General features: G+C 60.9%; 17 protein-coding genes. 12 read left to right on the top strand and 5 right to left on the bottom strand.

Features of this window, described 5'->3' with window-relative positions; all coding sequences use genetic code 11:
• Positions 1-62: 62 nt before the first annotated feature.
• The 6 genes from KUW67_RS10670 to KUW67_RS10645 all read left to right on the top strand — a co-directional run bounded on the left by KUW67_RS10670 (position 63) and on the right by KUW67_RS10645 (position 5,359).
• Entirely contained in the window at positions 63-623 is a 561-nt protein-coding gene (locus KUW67_RS10670; protein ID WP_224825289.1) for a F0F1 ATP synthase subunit delta, read from the top strand.
• Complete coding sequence (gene atpA, locus KUW67_RS10665) at positions 623-2,161, top strand: F0F1 ATP synthase subunit alpha (protein ID WP_224825288.1); 1,539 nt, start codon at positions 623-625, stop codon at positions 2,159-2,161. Before KUW67_RS10670 ends, atpA begins: the two co-directional genes overlap by 1 nt.
• Before the next feature lie 12 nt (positions 2,162-2,173).
• Positions 2,174-3,055, top strand: coding sequence for a F0F1 ATP synthase subunit gamma (locus tag KUW67_RS10660; protein ID WP_224825287.1), 882 nt, complete (start codon positions 2,174-2,176; stop codon positions 3,053-3,055).
• A gap of 21 nt (positions 3,056-3,076) precedes the next feature.
• Positions 3,077-4,501 carry a F0F1 ATP synthase subunit beta gene (gene atpD, locus KUW67_RS10655; protein WP_224825286.1) on the top strand — a complete coding sequence of 475 codons (1,425 nt, stop codon included), beginning with the start codon at positions 3,077-3,079 and terminating at the stop codon, positions 4,499-4,501.
• A 3-nt stretch (positions 4,502-4,504) separates the two neighbouring features.
• Entirely contained in the window at positions 4,505-4,903 is a 399-nt protein-coding gene (locus tag KUW67_RS10650; protein ID WP_224825285.1) for a F0F1 ATP synthase subunit epsilon, read from the top strand.
• Between the two features lie 105 nt (positions 4,904-5,008).
• Positions 5,009-5,359, top strand: coding sequence for an H-type lectin domain-containing protein (locus tag KUW67_RS10645; protein WP_224825284.1), 351 nt, complete (start codon positions 5,009-5,011; stop codon positions 5,357-5,359).
• Between the two features lie 64 nt (positions 5,360-5,423).
• Here KUW67_RS10645 and KUW67_RS10640 read toward each other — a convergent pair whose 3' ends face one another.
• Positions 5,424-5,675 (bottom strand): hypothetical protein, encoded by a 252-nt coding sequence (locus KUW67_RS10640; protein WP_224825283.1) that lies wholly within the window; start codon positions 5,673-5,675, stop codon positions 5,424-5,426.
• 433 nt (positions 5,676-6,108) lie between these two features.
• Between KUW67_RS10640 and KUW67_RS10635 the strand changes: the two genes are divergently transcribed.
• On the top strand, positions 6,109-7,362 hold the full coding sequence (locus tag KUW67_RS10635) for a DUF2254 domain-containing protein (RefSeq protein WP_224825282.1): 1,254 nt from the start codon (positions 6,109-6,111) through the stop codon (positions 7,360-7,362).
• Here KUW67_RS10635 and truA read toward each other — a convergent pair.
• Positions 7,349-8,122 (bottom strand): tRNA pseudouridine(38-40) synthase TruA, encoded by a 774-nt coding sequence (truA, locus tag KUW67_RS10630; protein WP_224825281.1) that lies wholly within the window; start codon positions 8,120-8,122, stop codon positions 7,349-7,351. The two genes, KUW67_RS10635 and truA, sit on opposite strands and share 14 nt — an antisense overlap.
• Before the next feature lie 102 nt (positions 8,123-8,224).
• Between truA and KUW67_RS10625 the strand changes: the two genes are divergently transcribed.
• From KUW67_RS10625 to ileS, 4 genes are all read left to right on the top strand, one after another.
• A complete protein-coding gene (locus tag KUW67_RS10625) occupies positions 8,225-9,646 on the top strand; it encodes a YcjX family protein (RefSeq protein ID WP_224825280.1) in 1,422 nt (473 codons plus the stop codon).
• Positions 9,643-10,656: a YcjF family protein gene (locus KUW67_RS10620; RefSeq protein ID WP_224825279.1), complete on the top strand. Its 1,014-nt coding sequence runs from the start codon at positions 9,643-9,645 to the stop codon at positions 10,654-10,656. The genes KUW67_RS10625 and KUW67_RS10620 overlap by 4 nt, the downstream gene beginning before the upstream one ends.
• Before the next feature lie 3 nt (positions 10,657-10,659).
• Complete coding sequence (locus KUW67_RS10615; RefSeq protein WP_224825278.1) at positions 10,660-12,279, top strand: cyclic nucleotide-binding domain-containing thioredoxin-disulfide reductase; 1,620 nt, start codon at positions 10,660-10,662, stop codon at positions 12,277-12,279.
• Positions 12,280-12,503: 224 nt separating this feature from the next.
• On the top strand, positions 12,504-15,440 hold the full coding sequence (gene ileS, locus KUW67_RS10610; protein WP_224825277.1) for an isoleucine--tRNA ligase: 2,937 nt from the start codon (positions 12,504-12,506) through the stop codon (positions 15,438-15,440).
• Here ileS and KUW67_RS10605 read toward each other — a convergent pair.
• A complete protein-coding gene (locus tag KUW67_RS10605) occupies positions 15,437-16,132 on the bottom strand; it encodes a phosphatidylcholine/phosphatidylserine synthase (RefSeq protein WP_224825276.1) in 696 nt (231 codons plus the stop codon). The genes ileS and KUW67_RS10605 overlap by 4 nt on opposite strands.
• A gap of 194 nt (positions 16,133-16,326) precedes the next feature.
• Between KUW67_RS10605 and KUW67_RS10600 the strand changes: the two genes are divergently transcribed.
• Positions 16,327-16,839: an arsenate reductase ArsC gene (locus tag KUW67_RS10600; RefSeq protein WP_224825275.1), complete on the top strand. Its 513-nt coding sequence runs from the start codon at positions 16,327-16,329 to the stop codon at positions 16,837-16,839.
• Positions 16,840-16,842: 3 nt separating this feature from the next.
• Here KUW67_RS10600 and KUW67_RS10595 read toward each other — a convergent pair whose 3' ends face one another.
• Both KUW67_RS10595 and KUW67_RS10590 read right to left on the bottom strand, forming a co-directional pair.
• The gene (locus KUW67_RS10595; protein ID WP_224825274.1) at positions 16,843-17,757 is read right to left on the bottom strand and encodes a tyrosine recombinase XerC; all 915 of its coding nucleotides are present in this window, start codon (positions 17,755-17,757) and stop codon (positions 16,843-16,845) included.
• Positions 17,758-17,759: 2 nt separating this feature from the next.
• Positions 17,760-18,467, bottom strand: coding sequence for a DUF484 family protein (locus KUW67_RS10590; RefSeq protein WP_224825273.1), 708 nt, complete (start codon positions 18,465-18,467; stop codon positions 17,760-17,762).
• Positions 18,468-18,483: the final 16 nt, after the last annotated feature.

Below are 18,483 nucleotides of genomic sequence, written 5' to 3'. Positions count from 1 at the left end.
AAGCCTGTTTTCAGCCCATAACGGGCAAAAGCGGGGTCACAATAAAAGTCGGAAGGGTGGACGTGTCCGAACCAGCTTCGATCTCTACTGGCATTGCCGCGCGCTATGCCACTGCCGTTTTTGAACTTGCCAAAGAGGGCAAGAAACTCAAAGCCATTGAAACCGATGTCGACGCGCTGGCCGCCGCGATGGACGAAAGTGCGGATTTCCGCGACCTGATCCACTCGCCCGTCTACAGCCGTTCGCAGCAGGAAGACGCGATCACCGCGATTGCCAAGAAGATGAAGCTTTCGCCCGTCCTCGGCAACACGCTGGCGCTGATGGCGCAGAACCGTCGCCTGTTCGTGCTGCCGCAGCTGGTTGCCAGCCTGCGTGCGCTGATTGCCGAAGATAAAGGCGAAGTGACGGCCGATGTTGTGGCCGCCAAGGCGCTGACCAAGACGCAAGAAACCGCTCTTGCGAAGTCTCTCAAGTCCAGCGTCGGTAAAGACGTCAAGATCAATGCGACCGTCGATGAAAGCCTCATTGGCGGTCTTATCGTAAAAGTGGGTTCGAAAATGATCGACACGTCGATCCGCTCGAAACTTGCAGCACTCCAGAACACAATGAAAGAGGTCGGATAATGGGTATCCAAGCAGCCGAAATCTCTGCGATCCTCAAGGATCAGATCAAGAACTTTGGTCAGGAAGCAGAAGTCGCAGAAGTAGGCCGTGTGCTGAGCGTCGGGGACGGCATCGCGCGCGTTTATGGTCTGGACAATGTGCAGGCCGGTGAGATGGTCGAATTTCCGGGCGGTATCATGGGCATGGCCCTGAACCTGGAAAGCGACAATGTCGGCGTCGTGATCTTCGGCTCTGACCGCGAGATTAAAGAAGGCGACACCGTCAAGCGCACCCAGTCCATCGTGGACGTGCCCGCCGGTGACGAACTGCTGGGCCGCGTTGTTGACGGTCTGGGCAACCCGCTGGACGGCAAGGGCCCGATCAAGACAAAGAACCGCGCTGTGGCGGACGTCAAAGCGCCGGGCATCATCCCGCGTAAATCGGTGCACGAGCCGATGGCGACAGGCCTCAAATCCGTTGACGCCATGATCCCCGTTGGCCGTGGCCAGCGCGAGCTGATCATTGGCGACCGTCAGACCGGTAAAACAGCCATCGCGCTCGACACCATTCTGAACCAAAAATCCTACAACGACGCCGCTGGCGACGACGAAAGCAAGAAGCTCTACTGCGTCTACGTGGCTGTCGGCCAGAAGCGCTCCACCGTGGCGCAGCTGGTGAAGAAGCTCGAAGAGACCGGCGCGATTGAATACTCGATCGTCGTGGCGGCCACCGCATCTGACCCTGCGCCGATGCAGTTCCTGGCCCCTTACGCCGCGACCGCCATGGCGGAGCATTTCCGCGACAACGGTCGCCACGCGCTGATCGTCTATGATGACCTGTCCAAGCAGGCCGTGTCCTATCGCCAGATGTCGCTGCTGCTGCGCCGCCCGCCGGGCCGTGAAGCCTATCCGGGCGACGTGTTCTACCTCCACTCCCGCCTGCTTGAGCGTTCCGCGAAGCTGAATGAAGACAATGGCGCGGGCTCGCTGACGGCTCTGCCGATTATTGAGACCCAAGGTGGCGACGTGTCGGCGTTTATTCCGACCAACGTGATCTCGATCACCGACGGCCAGATCTTCCTTGAGACCGAGCTGTTCTACCAGGGCATCCGCCCTGCCGTGAACACCGGTCTGTCGGTGTCGCGTGTGGGCTCGTCTGCTCAGACCAACGCAATGAAATCTGTCGCGGGTCCGGTGAAACTGGAACTGGCGCAGTATCGCGAAATGGCGGCCTTTGCGCAGTTTGGCTCCGACCTGGATGCCGCCACCCAGCAGCTGCTGAACCGTGGTGCACGCCTGACTGAGCTGATGAAGCAGCCGCAATACTCGCCACTCACCAACGCCGAGATCGTGTGCGTGATCTACGCAGGCACCAAAGGCTACCTCGACAAGATCGACGTCAAAGAGGTCGGCCGGTTCGAGCAAGGCCTGCTGAACCACCTGCGTTCCAAGCACAAAGAGCTGCTCGACATGATCACCAACGAGGACCCGAAAATCAAAGGCGATGCGGAAGACAAGATCAAAGCCGCTCTCGACGAATTCGCCGCAGATTTTTCGTAAGGGAGGCAGACAATGCCTAGCCTGAAGGACCTTAAAAACAGGATCGAGAGTGTCAAAAGCACTCGGAAGATCACCAAGGCCATGCAAATGGTGGCCGCCGCAAAACTACGGCGGGCCCAGGAAAGTGCCGAGGCCGCACGCCCCTACGCAGAACGGTTCAACGCCGTGATGTCCGGGCTGGCGCAATCGGTTGGTGGCTCTGATAGCGCGCCCCGGCTTCTGGCCGGGACGGGCAGCGACCAGACACAATTGTTGATCGTGATGACCGCCGAGCGTGGCCTCTGCGGTGGCTTCAATGGCAATATCGCGAAACTTGCCAAGACCCACGCCGCCAAATTGGTGGCCGAAGGCAAGACGGTGAAAATCCTCACCGTCGGCAAGAAAGGCCGCGACGCGATCAAGCGCGATTATGGCGACCACTTCGTCGGCCATGTCGATCTGAGTGACGTGAAACGTGTGGGCTACGCCGACGCGCAAAGCATCGCGAAAGATGTGCTGACCCGCTTTGACGCTGGCGAGTTCGACGTCGCCACGATCTTCTTTGCAGAGTTCGTGAACGTGGTCACCCAAGTGCCCACCGCCAAGCAGATCATCCCCGCCAGCTTTGAAGAAAGCGAAGACGGGGAGGCCGGTGAAAGCACGCTTTACGACTACGAGCCCAGCGAAGAGGCCATTCTGGCCGACCTGCTGCCGCGCGGCGTTGCGACGCAAATCTTCACTGCTCTGCTGGAAAACGGCGCCTCTGAACAGGGTGCCCGGATGTCCGCGATGGACAACGCGACCCGCAACGCAGGCGAGATGATCGACAAGTTGACGATTGAGTTCAACCGCTCCCGTCAGGCCGTCATCACCAGCGAACTTATTGAAATTATCTCGGGCGCCGAGGCGCTCTAAGACCGAACCGGAGACACGAAAATGGCGAATGCTAAAGGCAAGATCACGCAGGTTATCGGCGCCGTGGTCGACGTGCAGTTCGACGATCACCTGCCGGAGATCCTGAACGCACTGAACACAGACAATGACGGCAAGACGCTGGTTCTTGAGGTGGCACAACACCTCGGCGAGAACACGGTTCGCACGATTGCCATGGACGCGACCGAAGGTCTGGTCCGCGGTCAGGAAGTCACCGATACCGGCACCGCGATCACCGTGCCCGTCGGCACCGCGACGCTGGGCCGGATCATCAACGTGACCGGCGACCCGATCGACGAAAAAGGCCCCATCGAGACCGATGAGCGCCGCCCGATCCACGCCCCCGCACCGGACTTCTCCGAGCAGGCAACGGAATCTGAAATCCTCGTCACCGGGATCAAGGTGATCGACCTTCTGGCCCCTTACGCCAAAGGCGGTAAGATCGGCCTCTTTGGCGGTGCTGGCGTTGGTAAAACAGTTCTTATTCAGGAACTCATCAACAACATCGCGAAAGTGCACTCGGGTCTCTCGGTGTTCGCTGGCGTGGGTGAGCGGACCCGCGAAGGCAACGACCTTTACCACGAGATGATCGAATCCGGCGTTCTGACCCCCGACAATCTGACCGACTCCAAGATCGCCCTGTGCTTTGGTCAGATGAACGAGCCTCCCGGTGCCCGCGCCCGGATCGCCCTGACCGGCCTCACCTTGGCCGAGCAGTTCCGCGACGCCACCGGTGCAGACGTTCTGTTCTTCGTCGACAACATCTTCCGCTTCACGCAGGCAGGTTCCGAGATGTCCGCTCTGCTCGGCCGTATTCCTTCGGCCGTGGGCTACCAGCCGACACTCGCCACCGATATGGGCGACATGCAGGAACGCATCACCTCGACCAAGAACGGGTCGATCACGTCGATCCAGGCCGTTTACGTCCCTGCGGACGACCTGACCGACCCCGCACCGGCCACGACCTTTGCGCACTTGGACGCGACGACGGTTCTTAACCGCGCCATCTCCGAGCTGGGCATCTACCCCGCCGTGGACCCGCTCGACTCCACATCGCGCCTGATGGACCCGCAGATCGTGGGCGAGGAACACTACGCTGTTGCCCGTGACGTTCAGGGGATCCTGCAAAGCTACAAGTCGCTTCAGGACATCATCGCCATTCTCGGCATGGACGAACTCAGCGAAGAAGACAAACTGACCGTGGCCCGTGCGCGTAAAATCCAGCGCTTCCTGTCGCAGCCTTTCGACGTGGCGAAAGTCTTCACCGGCTCTGACGGTGTGCAGGTTCCGCTCGAAGAAACCATCGCGTCCTTCAAAGCGGTTGTGGCTGGCGAATATGACCACCTCCCCGAGGGTGCCTTCTACATGGTTGGCGGCATCGAGGACGTAAAAGCCAAAGCCGAGAAAATGGCAGCGGAGGCCGCCTAAATCATGGCAGATACGATGCAATTCGATCTGGTCTCACCGGAACGCAAGCTCGCCTCGGTCACCGCGACCGAGGTGCAGATTCCGGGCGCAGATGGCGATATGACGGCAATGCCCGATCACTCGCCGGTCATCACGACCCTGCGCCCCGGCGTTCTGACCGTGACCGGTGCCGACGGCACCACCCGCTACGCTGTCACAGGTGGGTTCGCGGAAGTGACGCCCGAAGGCACCTCCGTGCTGGCCGAACGCGCCATGCCCGCTGATGAGGTGACCGCCGATGTCATCACCCAGCTTATCTCGGACGCGACCGAAGCCGCGGCCAACGCGGCGGACGACACCCGCGACGCGGCCAACAAACTGGTTGCCGACATGGAAGCCTTGCGCGTCGAATTGGGCGTTTAAGGCTTGATGCACTCCCGATTTGCCCCGCCGCCGTGCGGGGCTTTTCATTTCAAGACCTAAATTTTGTCGGAATTCTAAGATTTATGACCCAGTGAAGGGGTCCACATGATGCGGTTAAGCGGACATTCGGTCGGGGTGCAGCAAGGCGAAGAACTGCTCTTTTCCGACTATCAGAACGGGGGCGAGATGTGGACCGGCACCGGCCCGCGCGAACGTCGCACGCCTGTGACTTTTGATACGCCGTTTTCCGAAGTCCCTACCGTGCAGGTCGCAATCTCGCTGTGGGATCTGGACCGCAACACCAACCTGCGCGCCGATATTCAGGCCGAACAGGTCACGGCCGAGGGCTTCGAGATCGTCTTCCGCACGTGGGGCGACACCCGCATCGCCCGCATCCGCGCGACATGGACGGCCATCGGCACGCTTCCCCACGACGACGACTGGCAGCTCTACTAAGGCAAAACGGCCCTCAAGGCGGGAGGAACCTTGAGAGCCGTCAGCGGTAGGATGGTGTAGCGACTTAGCGTGCGGCCAGTTCGGCAGCCGATGTGACGCCCAGCTTTGCCGACACGTCGACGTTTTGCGTGGAGATCACGTCATTGCCGACGGTGCCTTCACCAGCGATCTCGGCGGGGGAGGTTTTGCCCAGATCGTTGGAGGCCACGAACGAGGTTTCAAACCCGTGCTGTGCATTGGCTTCAGCAGGTGAGGTGACGTCAGCGAAGGCCGGAGCGGCAGCGACGACGAGGGCGGAGATAAGAGCGAATTTCATTTGTTTAGTCCTTTGTGTGTGTTGTGTTTGCGTTGTGTGTGTTTGGAAGTTTGCGCTTCCGATGACAGACAAATGGCATTCCACAGTGGACCTGAAAACGCGCACGGTGATCTTGGCGTATGTGCGCAAACGCACATCACAGGCCCGTGACGGGATATTGCGTGATTTTGGTAACGACGGTGTGAGCACAGCGCCCCCGTCCCGGACCCGATCCGGGACCCCGCTGCCACTATTACACAACCCCAAACCCAAGAGGCCCCGGATCAGGTCCGGGGCGGGGGCACGACATCACCCAACCCTAAAAAGCTTTCAGCAAACTTACCCAAAAACTCTCCTAAAGAGTTTTCGCCCAACAGATTACAAAGGAACCAACCTCCACCTCACACGTTCCTCACGACAACGCCATTGCGCCCGAAGGACCCAATCTCCGCCTATGATCTCCAAGACCTTCTTTGAATTGCGCCGCATCAGCCGCATCCTTTGGGTGCGTATCGCGTTGATCCTCATTCTCTCGGTGATCGCCGCGCTCAGCGCAGAGCTTTTCGATCCGCTGATCCCCGAGGAGCTCAAGGACCGCTTTTCGGCCAGCGCCACGCTGCCCATCCTCACGATCCTTGCCAATTCCATGCTTGCTGTGACCACCTTCTCGGTTGGTGTCATGGTCACATCGCACCGCGCCATCGGCGATCAAACGACGCCGCGCATTCACCGTTTGTTAATGGAAGACACCCGCACACAGAGTGTACTTGCCACTTTTATAGGCGCTTTTACCTATGCGCTCAGCGCGATCATCCTGTTTCGCGCAGGATATTACAGCCCTGCCGCTTCGGTGATTGTTTTTGCGGCAACTGTTCTGGTTGTCGCGATCGTTGTCGTCTCGATCCTGCGCTGGATCGACCATCTCAGCGCGCTCAGCAGCCTTGATCATGCGCTTTCTGTCGCCGAAGACCGCGCGAGCGACACGCTGAAAACCCATGCTGAGCTGCCCACGCTGGGTGCGACACCTATCGTCGATCTTGATGAGATCCCCGCAGGGACGAAACCCATCCTGGCCTCGACCTCTGGCTATATTCGCTGGATTGATGTCAAACCGCTGGGAGAAGCCGCGAAAGATGCAGATGCAAAGGTCTTTTTGACCCGTCTGCCCGGCGACACGGTGCTGGAGGGGCAAGCCATGGCGCAGGTCAGCCAAGGCGATGCGGATTTGTGTGACAGTCTGACTGAACATTTCGCCATCTCTCCCAACCGCAGCCCCGAACAGGACCCGCGCTACGCGCTTCACGTGCTCAGCGAAAGCGGCAGCAAGGCGCTGTCACCCGGGATCAACGATCCGGGCACCGCGGTGGAGGTGATCATCCGGCTAGAGCGGCGTTTGTGGGAGTGGTCTCACACCTCTCCTGCGGAAGAGCCGGTCAAGCGCAGTGCCGTTTATTGCTGCGCCTTGGGTGCTGCAGAGTTGCTTGAGACAGCGTTCAACAGCTTGATGCGCGACGGGGCCGGGCAAATCGAAGTTCTGCTCCGCCTGCAATCGGCTTTGATGACTTTGGCCGAAGGCGGCTCTGACGAGATGAAAGAGGCTGTTCCGGATATGCTTAAGCGCTTGGAGGATCACGGTGATCAGGCGTTGCCCACCGAGGCTGACAAGGATCGTCTTCGTCAGGCGCGCAAGCGGTTCAGCGCGGCGTGAAGGGATCGTCTGGATAGCCGACACCGGCCAAATAAAGCCCTTCCGGAGGGCAAACCGGCCCGCAAGCTGCACGGTCCCGCGCCTCAAGCGCTGCTTTCACATCGCCCGGCTCCCAACTGCCCGCGCCCACACGTTCCAACGTGCCGACAAAGCTGCGTACTTGATTGTGCAGGAATGACCGCGCACGGACATGAAAGCGAAACTCGTCCCCGTGGGGAACTGCATGTTGCGTGATCTCCAACGCATCAAGCGTACGCACCGGGCTATCAGCCTGACAGATCGACGACCGGAACGTCGTGAAGTCATGCCGCCCCAGCAAGTGCTGCGCGGCCTCCTGCATCGGGGCGAGGTCCAACGTATGCCCCACCTGCCAGACCAACCCTTTGTCATGGGTCGCAGGCGCGCGCCGCGATAACAGCCGAAAAAGATATCGCCGCTCCACCGCTGAAAAGCGCGCATGCCAATCCTCAGACACCTGCGCCACCTGCAAAATCGACACCGGGTTCGGCTTAAGGTGGAAATTCAACGCCTCGGACAGGCGAAACGGGTCCCAATCCTTCTGCAAATCCGCATGGGCGACCTGCGCCAACCCGTGCACGCCCGCATCCGTGCGGCCCGCAGCGGCGATCGTGTGCGGCCCCGGCTCGAGCTTGGCAAGCGCGGCCTCGATTGCACCTTGCACCGAGGGCTGATCGGCCTGCCGCTGCCATCCGGCAAACGGCGCGCCGTGGTATTCGATCTGAAACGCAAAGCGGGGCATGACCTGTCCGTAACCCGCTGTCCCGCTAGGGACAATACCCTAGCGAAGCCGCGCTGCCGCGCTTATGTTAACGCGGGTAACAAAGAAGGCTTGGGGGCAGTTTTGGTCATTTCCACCATCGCAGATGGGCTGACGCGCAGTGTTGAGCAAGTCACGAGCGCGTTGACCGATCCGTTCTCGACCCCGCGTGTCCGGCTGGGCGTGACGGGTCTGAGCCGTGCGGGCAAGACGGTGTTCATCACCTCGCTTGTCGCCAATCTTCTGGATCGCGGGCGGATGCCGCAACTTTTGGCAGCGGCCAATGGCGGTATTCGCAGCGCCTATCTGCAGCCCCAACCCGACGATACCGTGCCGCGGTTTGAGTTTGAAAAGCACCTAGCGGCGCTCAGCAGCACCACGCCAAGCTGGCCCGACAGCACCCGTGCGGTCAGCCAGTTGCGACTGTCGCTCAAGGTGCAGCCCACGGGCATCATGGGGGCGGTCAGCGGACCGCGCACAGTGCATCTGGATATCGTGGATTACCCCGGCGAGTGGCTGCTTGATCTGGCGCTGCTTGAGAAATCCTATGCCCAATGGTCCGAGGAGACCCTGGCCCGTGGTGTTCCCCGCGGGGAACATAAAGCCTTTGAAACATTGGTAAAATCCACAGATTCTTCGGCCAAGCTACAAGAACCTGTGGCTCAGGAACTGGCCGATACATTTACCCAATATTTACAAGATGCCCGTCAGGCGGGCTTTTACGACTGCACGCCGGGGCGCTTTTTGCTGCCCGGAGAGATGGCCGGATCGCCAGTGCTGACCTTCGCGCCGCTGCCAGCGCCCTCTGGCACCGCCCCGCGCAAATCGCTTTACCGCGAGATGGAGCGCCGCTTTGAGGCGTATAAATCCCGCGTCGTGAAGCCCTTCTTTCAGGATCATTTCTCGCGGATCGACCGGCAGGTCGTTCTGGTTGATGCGCTGGGCGCGATCCACAAAGGCCCGCAAGCGGTCGAGGATATGCGCGGCGCGATGGCTGACATTCTGGGGGCCTTCAAACCGGGGCGGAACGCATTTCTGACTCAACTTTTTCGCGGGCGACGGGTGGAGAAGATCCTTTTTGCGGCGACCAAAGCGGACCACCTGCACCATAGCCAACACCCGCGCCTGACCGCGATCATGGAGGCGTTGGCCTCGGACGCGCGCCGCCGCGCTGATTTCGCAGGCGCGCAGACGGCGGCGATGTCGATTGCATCGCTGAGGGCGACGGTTGAGGAAACGCTGGATCATAAGGGTCGCACGCTGGACTGCGTGCGTGGCACGTTGTTGGACACCGGCAAACAGGCCGCGTTTTATCCCGGCGAGCTGCCCGAAGACCCCGCGCATCTGCTGGGACCTGCGCGCGAGGGGGCGGAGGCTTGGCTGGACGAGGATTACCAGATCATGTCCTTTGCGCCTGCACGGATGACGTTGAAACCGGGGGAAGGGCCACCCCATATCCGCTTGGACAAGGCGGCGGAATTTCTGATCGGGGATCGGTTGAGATGAGCAGACGCAAGGACGGACCAGTTCTGATCGACCTCGAAGACGCCGAGGCGGCAGAGCCTGCGGCGGCGCCACCAGTACCAGACCTCGCAGCCCCTGCGCCCACGGGGCAAGCGATGCAAACCATGGCCGCGCTGGCAGCGCGCAAACCCTCTAAGCTGGCGCGGTGGTTCTGGTCGGCTCTGGTGGCGCTGGTGGGCTTTGTGGCCTCGGTCACGGCGTATGATTTCGTGATGGGTTTGTTGGAGCGCAACCCCGTTCTGGGCCTGACCGCGCTGATCCTGATTGGCTTTTTCTGCGTGATCCTGCTGGCGATTGCGGTCAAGGAACTGGCGGCCTTCGGGCGGCTGAAAAAACTCGATGTGATCCACGCAGACGCTCAGGAGGCCATCGCCTCGGACGATCTGAAAGCCGCGCGCAAGGTCACTGGCGAAATCGTGGCGCTTTACAAAGCGCGGCCCGAGACCGAATGGGGCCGCGCGCGGATCGCGGAACGCCAAGGCGATATGTTTGATGCTGACGGATTGTTGGGGCTGGTTGAAACGGATTTGCTCGACCCGCTCGACAAGGCCGCCCGTCGCGAGGTCGAAGCAGCCGCCCGCCAAGTGGCCACCGTTACGGCGATTGTGCCGCTGGCGCTTGCCGATCTGATTGCGGCACTGACAGCCAATCTGCGCATGATCCGCCGGATCGCCGAGATCTATGGCGGGCGCTCGGGCACGCTGGGCAATTGGCGGCTGACCCGGTCGGTGCTGACCCATCTTGTGGCCACCGGCGCTGTCGCCGTGGGCGACGATCTGATCGGATCGGTCGCGGGAGGCGGCGTTTTGGCCAAGGTTTCCCGCCGGTTTGGCGAAGGCGTGGTGAACGGCGCGCTGACCGCGCGTGTGGGTGTGGCGGCGATGGAGGTTTGCCGCCCGCTGCCTTTCCGTGCGGTGCGCCGCCCGTCTGTGACGAACTTGGTGAAACAGGCGCTGACCGGCCTATTTGGTAGCGCTGACAAAGAAGGATAGCCCATGGACCGAATGGCCCCCGATCTGCAGACGATGATCCGCACACCTCTGCACGACGACCATGTGCGCGCCATGCGCCGTGTGGGCGAGGAGAAAGCGTTTGAGCCGGGCGATCTGATCTCGGAACTGGGCGCGCCGATCACAACGTTTTACTACGTGGTCGAAGGCGAGGTTGAGGCGATTGATGCGCGCACCGGCGGGCGTTATGGCAACGGCTCCCTTGGGCCGACGCAGTTTTTTGGCGAGATCAGCTTTCTCAACGGTGGTAACGCGGTGATGGGGGCGCGCGTGGTGCAGCCCAGCCGCTTGCTATGCGTGCCGCGCGAGGAAATGCTGCGGCTGATGTCGGACATTCCCGAGATGAGCGATATTATCGTCACGGTCTTTGCCGCGCGCAGGCGGCGCCTGCTGGAAAGCGGTGATGCCAGTCTGACGCTGATCGGGGCCGAGGTGGACCGCAACATCCGCCGGATCGCCGCCTTTGCCGGGCGCAACCGCATCCCCTTTCGGTCGCTGTCGCTGGATGAACATGAGGCCGAGGCGGTGGCGCATCAATGCAGTATTGGCGAGGCGCAACCTGCTGTGATCTTTGGCAAGACCCAGGTGGTTAAGGATGCGACGCCCTCGGGCATCGCCAAGCTGCTGGGGCTTGATCTGGATATCGCAGAAGACGAGGTTTTCGACGTGCTGATCGTGGGCGGTGGCCCTGCGGGTGTTGCGGCGGGGGTGTATGCGGGGGCGGAAGGCCTCCACGCGTTGGTGATTGAGGATCTGACGATCGGCGGGCAGGCGGGGACCTCTAGCCGGATCGAGAATTACATGGGCTTTCCGACCGGCATCAGCGGCGCAGATCTGGTCTGGCGCGGCGAAGTGCAGGCGATGAAATTCGGCACGCGTTTTGCCGTTCCGCGCCGGGCGGCCAAGTTGGAACAGCGCGAGGACGGTGTCTTCTGCGTGACGCTGGAGCGGGGTGATATCATCTGCGCCAAGGCGGTGATCGTGGCGACCGGTGTGCAATATCGGCGGCTTCCGCTGGAGAACCTTGAGGCGATGGAAGGGGTCGGCGTTTACTATGCGGCTACCGATATCGAGGCACGCTATTGCCGCGATACCGAGGTCGTGGTGATCGGCGGCGGCAATTCTGCAGGCCAGGCCGCGATGTTCCTGAGCCGGACAGCGCGCCATGTGCATGTTCTGGTGCGCGGCTCGTCCTTGGCGGCGTCGATGTCGGACTATCTGCTGTCGCGGCTTGAGGCTGATCCGAATATCACGATCCACTACCAGACCGAAATGAAAGCGCTGCATGGCGACGATCATCTGGAACGCGTCACCATCCGCGATAAGGCGAGCGGACAGGATTGGGATATCAACAGCCGGGCAGCGTTCATCATGGTCGGTGCTGCACCAAACACGGACTGGCTGTCGGGTCAGGTCGAGTTGGACGAGAAGGGCTTCGTGAAGACCGGCGCTTCGGTCGGCGTGTCCTCGTCCTATGAGACCTCGCATCCAGGGATTTTTGCCGTCGGCGATGTGCGCGCAGGCTCGGTCAAACGGGTGGCCAGTGCTGTGGGCGAAGGGTCGGTCGTGATCTCGAAAGTCTGGGATCATGTGAACGCGGATTAAATTCCTTGAGAAAGGAATTTGGGCAAAAGCCTTGTGAAGGCTTTTGGGTCGCGCTTGTGCCGGACGGTGGGGCCTCTTATAAGCAGCGTCATGATGACATTCGCGATCATTATTCGAATTATATCCCCGGCGCTCTGATTGCTTGAGCCGCCGGGTTTCAGGCGTTTGAGACCTCGCGCCGCCCCCTCTCCCTGACATAGATTTTCGCTCAAAGGACGCCTGACATGGCCGCCGAGACGCCCGACTACAAAGACACGTTGAACCTGCCCAAAACCGATTTCCCGATGCGTGCGGGACTGCCCAAACGCGAGCCTGAATGGCTGGCGCGCTGGGCCGAGATCGGCATCTACGACAAGCTGCGAGAGAAAGCTTCCCTTGCCCGGACGGGCAAAAATAATGACTCTCCGCGGGAGAGCTTCACGCTGCATGACGGCCCGCCCTATGCGAACGGTCACCTGCATATCGGCCACGCGCTGAACAAGATCCTCAAGGATATGGTCGCGCGCTCTCAGCAGATGATGGGCAAGGACGCACGCTATATTCCTGGTTGGGACTGCCACGGTCTGCCCATCGAGTGGAAGATCGAAGAGAAATACCGCCAGAAAGGCCGTGACAAGGATGCGGTTCCGGTGGTCGAGTTCCGTCAGGAATGTCGCGACTTCGCTGCGGGGTGGATCGACATCCAGCGCGATGAATTCAAGCGGCTGGGCGTGACCGGTAAATGGTCCAAGCCCTATCTGACGATGGATTTCCACGCCGAGCGCGTGATCGCCGAAGAGTTTCAGAAGTTCCTGATGAGCGGTGTGCTTTATCAGGGCTCCAAGCCTGTGATGTGGTCTCCGGTGGAGAAGACGGCACTGGCGGAGGCTGAGGTCGAGTACCACGACCGTCAGACAGATGCGATCTGGGTGAAGTTCCCTGTGGTGTCGTCAGAGGCGAGTATTTTTACAAAGGCGAAGACACAGGTCGTGATCTGGACGACGACCCCTTGGACGATCCCGCAGAACCGCGCGATTTGCTTCGGCCCCGAGATTTCTTACGGGCTTTATGAGGTGACCGGGCGGCCTGAGGAGTGCTGGGTCTCTATCGGGGATCGGTATTTGCTGGCAGATGAGTTGGCTGAAGAAGCACTGAGTGCCGCGCGCCTGGAGCCGTCGATGTATCGGCGTTTGGACGGTGTTTCGCCTGCCGAGCTGGCCGGGATCACGTGCGCGCATCCGCTGCGCGGGGTCGAGGGTGCGGACGGCGAGTGGGACTTTGATGTGCCCTTGCTCTCTGGCGATCACGTCACGGACGATGCAGGCACGGGCTTTGTGCACACGGCGCCCAGTCACGGTGATGATGACTATGCGATTGGCGTGAAGCACAAGTTGCCGATGACGTTCAATATTCTGGATGACAGTTCCTATCGCGCCGATCTGCCGTTCTTCGCGGGCGAGAAGATCATCCAGCCCAACGGCAAGCCTGGCAAGGCGAACCGGGTTGTGATCGACAAGCTGAAAGAGGTGGGCGCGGTGATCGCGACCCGCCGTCTGACGATTTCGGACGCGCATAGCTGGCGCTCCAAGGCCCCGGTCATTCGTTTGAACCGGCCTCAATGGTTTGCGGCCATCGACCAGAAGGTGGGTGACGGACAGGACACCTATGGCGAGACGATCCGCGAGCGGGCGCTGACTTCCATCGACCAACTGGTCACATGGACCCCGCAGACGGGGCGCAACCGGCTCTATTCGATGATCGAAGCGCGGCCCGATTGGGTTCTGTCGCGTCAACGCGCCTGGGGCGTGCCGCTGACCTGTTTCGTGAAGGTCGGTGCGAAGCCCGACGATGCCGATTATCTGCTGCGCGATCCGGCTGTGAACGCGCGGATTTTGGACGCGTTCGAGGCTGAAGGCGCGGATGCGTGGTATCAGGACGGCGCGAAAGAGCGGTTCCTGGGCAATGACTATGTCGCCGATGAGTGGGAGCAGGTTTTTGATATTCTTGATGTGTGGTTCGACTCAGGTTCGACCCATGCCTTCGTGCTGCGCGACCGCGAGGACGGCTCCGACGACGGTCTGGCCGACCTCTATCTCGAAGGCACGGACCAGCATCGCGGGTGGTTCCATTCCTCGATGCTGCAGGCTTGCGGCACCAAGGGGCGCGCGCCTTATCGCGGTGTGCTGACCCACGGTTTCACGCTGGACGAGAAGGGCATGAAGATGTCCAAATCGCTGGGCAATACCATCGTGCCGGAAACGGTCGTCAAGCAATATGGCGCGGATATCCTGCGGCTTTGGGTGGCGCAGACGGATTATACCAATGACCAGCGGATCGGGCCGGAAATCCTGAAAGGGACGGCGGACAGCTATCGCCGCCTGCGCAATACCATGCGGTTCCTGCTGGGCTCGCTCAGCGATTTCACGGATGCGGATCGAGTCGATCCCGCGGATATGCCCGAGTTGGAACGCTGGGTTCTGCACCGTTTGGCAGAGCTGGATCAGGTCGTCCGCGAGGGCTATGCGAAATACGACTTCCAAGGCGTATTTCAGGCGGTGTTCACCTTTGCCACCGTTGATCTGTCGGCGTTTTACTTCGACGTGCGCAAGGATGCTTTGTATTGTGATGGCGATACGGAGCGGCGGCGCGCCGCCCGCTCCGTGCTGGATATCTTGTTCCACCGGCTGACCACGTGGCTGGCGCCTGTTCTGGTCTTCACGATGGAAGAGGTCTGGTTGGAGCGGTTCCCCGGCGCGGAAAGCTCGGTCCACCTGACCGATATCCCCGACACACCCGCCGGTTGGCGCGACGAGGCGCTGGCTGCGAAATGGGCCACGATCCGTAAAGTGCGTCGGGTGGTAACGGGTGCGTTGGAGGTCGAGCGGCGCGAGAAGACTATCGGCGCATCGCTGGAAGCGGCTCCCATCGTGCATGTGGATGCCGTAGCGGCAGAGGTGCTGGCCACCGTCCCGTTCGACGATATCTGCATCACCTCCGACATTACGGTTTCGACCGACCCTGCGCCCGAAGATGCGTTCCGCATTGAGGGGAGCGAAGGCGTCGCGGTGGTCTTTGCCAAGGCCGAGGGCAAGAAGTGTCAGCGCTGCTGGAAGATCCTGCCCGATGTGGGCCTGTTCGCCCATCCGGGCGTCTGCGGGCGCTGTAACGACGCGCTCAGCTAAGCCTTGCGCGGTGGGAAAACCTGCTGCGCAACACCGGCCAGCATCAGGTAGATGCTGGTCGCCACCAATCCCCAATGCGCCCAGCTGTTGGGATAGAAATCCACCCAGGCAGCCCAGCCTGCGAACACGGTCCAGGCCAGCGCCATCGGGAGCGACACCGCGCGCCAACGGGCGGTGCGCACCGGGTGAATAAACTTCAGCGGCAAGAACATAGCTACAGCCAATGCTGCCACGATAAACGTCGTCACCCAGAAATTCGGCTGCGTCGCGAAGAGGACGAGAACCAGCATATTCCAGCACCCCGGAAAGCCGGAAAATGAATTGTCCTTCGTTTTCATTCGCGTATCGGCGAAATACATGGCCGAGGCAAAAGTGATGACGATGATCGCAAACCAACCGGTCCAGCCGGGCAACAGCCCCGATTTAAAGAGCGCGTAGGCCGGAATAAACACATAGGTCAGGTAGTCGATGATGAGGTCCAGAAGGACCCCGTCAAATTGCGGCGCGTTCACCTTTACGTGGTATTTGCGCGCCAGCGGGCCGTCGATGCCGTCCACGGCGAAAGCGACAACGAGCCAGAGAAACATCAGGCTCCATTTTTCTTCAACCGCTGCCAACATGGCGAGCATGGCAAAGACTGCTCCGGAGGCGGTGAGAAGGTGGACGGACAGGGCCTGAAAACGCAACAGCATCCGGCGGTGATGCCGGAACGCGCGCCGAATGGCAATGGGGTGCGGCGGGCCAAGGAGGGCGGGCCGCTGCGCGTCTGGCGCAGGGTGTTGAAATAATCCTTGCTTGGCATGTGATTCTATCCATATATCTGGATATATGGATAGATTTGCGGCGATCGCAGATGCTGCACGCTTGCGCCTAAAGGGAGGCTTGGATGACCAAGGATATCTATAACGTCTTGTTCCTGTGTACCGGCAATTCCGCCCGCTCGTTGATTGCCGAAGCGATCATGAACCGCGAAGGGATGGGCAGGTTCAAAGCCTATTCGGCGGGTTCACAACCCGGACCGGCACCCAATCCTTACACGCTTGATCTGCTCAAAGGATTGAACCACGACACAAGCTTCGCGCGGTCCAAGAGCTGGGACGAGTTCGCGGGGCCGGATGCGCCCGAGATGGATTTCGGCTTTACGGTTTGCGACAACGCCGCGGCAGAGGAGTGCCCGTTCTGGCCGGGTCAGCCGATGACAGCCCATTGGGGCGTCCCGGACCCAGTGAAGGCCGAGGGGCCGGATGCGGTAAAACGTCAGGCTTTTTCAGAGACATACCGGATGCTGCGCAGTCGAATCTCGATCTTTGTGAGCTTGCCGCTGGGATCGCTGGACGAGTTGGCATTGCAAAAGCAGCTGGATGAGATTGGCAAGGACAAGGCCGAGGCCGCGACATAAGGCTTACGCCTTTGGATGCGTTTTCTCGTAAACCTCCATCAACCGCGCGGTATCCACGGCCGTATAGGCTTGCGTCGTCGAGAGCGATGCATGGCCCAGTAACTCCTGAATAGCGCGCAGATCACCGCCCGCCGACAGCAGATGTGTCGCAAAGGAATGGCGCATGGCGTGCGGGGTCGCGGTGGCGGGCAGGCCCAGCTGCATCCGCGCCTGCGCCATCACTTGCTGGATTGCGCGGGGGGCCAGTTTGCCGCCGCGCACTCCGCGGAAGAGCGGAGCGTCAGGCTCCATCGGGTGAGGGCACAGCGACAGGTAGCGTTCAACCGCTTGACGCGCAGCAGGCAGGACAGGCACGATCCGTTCCTTGCCGCCTTTGCCTTTGATCCGCAGCGTATCGGGCAGCGGCGCATCGCGGCCCAGCAGGCCCAGCGCTTCGGAAATCCGCAGCCCGCAGCCATAAAGAAGCGTCACGACCGCCTGATCTCGCGCGGCGACCCAGTCTTTCATCGACTGCAACTCGACCGTATCGATCATTGCTTTCGCGGCATCTTCGGCCAAAGGGCGGGGCAATTTCTTGGTGAACTTCGGCGACCGGGTGGAGAGCACGGCGGTCGGCTCGAACCCTTCGCGCTCGGCCAGCCATGTGTAGAAGGACTTCACCGCCGACAACGCCCGCGCCAAAGACCGCGCCCCAACGCCGCGCCCGCGCTCATGCGCCATCCAGCTACGCATGTCGCTGATGGTGATTTTGGACAGGGGCGCAAGGCCCTGCGCCTCCCCATGGTGCTGGGTCATAAAGGCCAGAAATCCCAAAACATCCGTGCGATAGGCGGTGATCGTATTCTCGGCAGCGCCGCCAAGGGAGGTCAGATGGGTTAACCATGTCTCCAGCGCGTCACGGGCGGCTGGAGAGATCATGCTCACGCCAGCCAGCGCCGCATGGCGCGTTCAAAGACGCCGGCAAAGAAAGCCAAAAGATCGGTGCCTTGCTGCGGCGCGAATTGGTGGGGGTCTTCGGCCCCGAGGGCCAGCATGCCGGGCAGGCGGCCGTCGCCAAGATCCAGTTTGAGGCAGGCTTCAGAGCGGATCCACCCGCTGGTTTCACCATACAAATCATCGGCTTCAGGATGCACTTGGCGCAGGGTGACAGGGCGCACAGGCGTGTTGCGGCCCATGGTGATGTATTGATCAATCACGCCGGGTTCGGCGACAGACAGCACATCGCCCAAGCGTTGAACGGCGGGGCTGGCTTCATCCTGGACGCTTTCCAGCACCAGTTTCACGCAATCCACGCGCAGGATATCGGCAACCTCGCCACCCAGATCCTTGAGGAAATTCTCAAACTCCACCGGATCAAGCATACGCAGAATAGCGCGGTGCACCTGATTGGTGCCTGCGAGGTTCTCGTATGCGGCTGCGATCACCGACCGGTGCGTATCCTCAAGACGGTCCAAACGCGCCTCAAGCCGCTCCATCGCGATGCCGCGCAGATCCACGATATTGCTGCCCATCGCACGCTCGTTTGCGGCGATGAGGGCGGCCATCAGATCGGGGTCCTCAAGGATCACCTCGGGCGCTGCGATGATCTTGTCCCGCAGGGTTTCGTCGAATTTGGGGCTGCTGCTCATAGCGGGCCTCGGATTG

Source organism: Cognatishimia sp. MH4019, assembly GCF_020177595.1.
In the GTDB taxonomy this organism is placed as follows: domain Bacteria; phylum Pseudomonadota; class Alphaproteobacteria; order Rhodobacterales; family Rhodobacteraceae; genus JAHTBL01.
The sequence above is the reverse complement of the archived record's forward strand: the minus strand, read 5'-3'. Positions and strand labels throughout refer to the sequence as shown.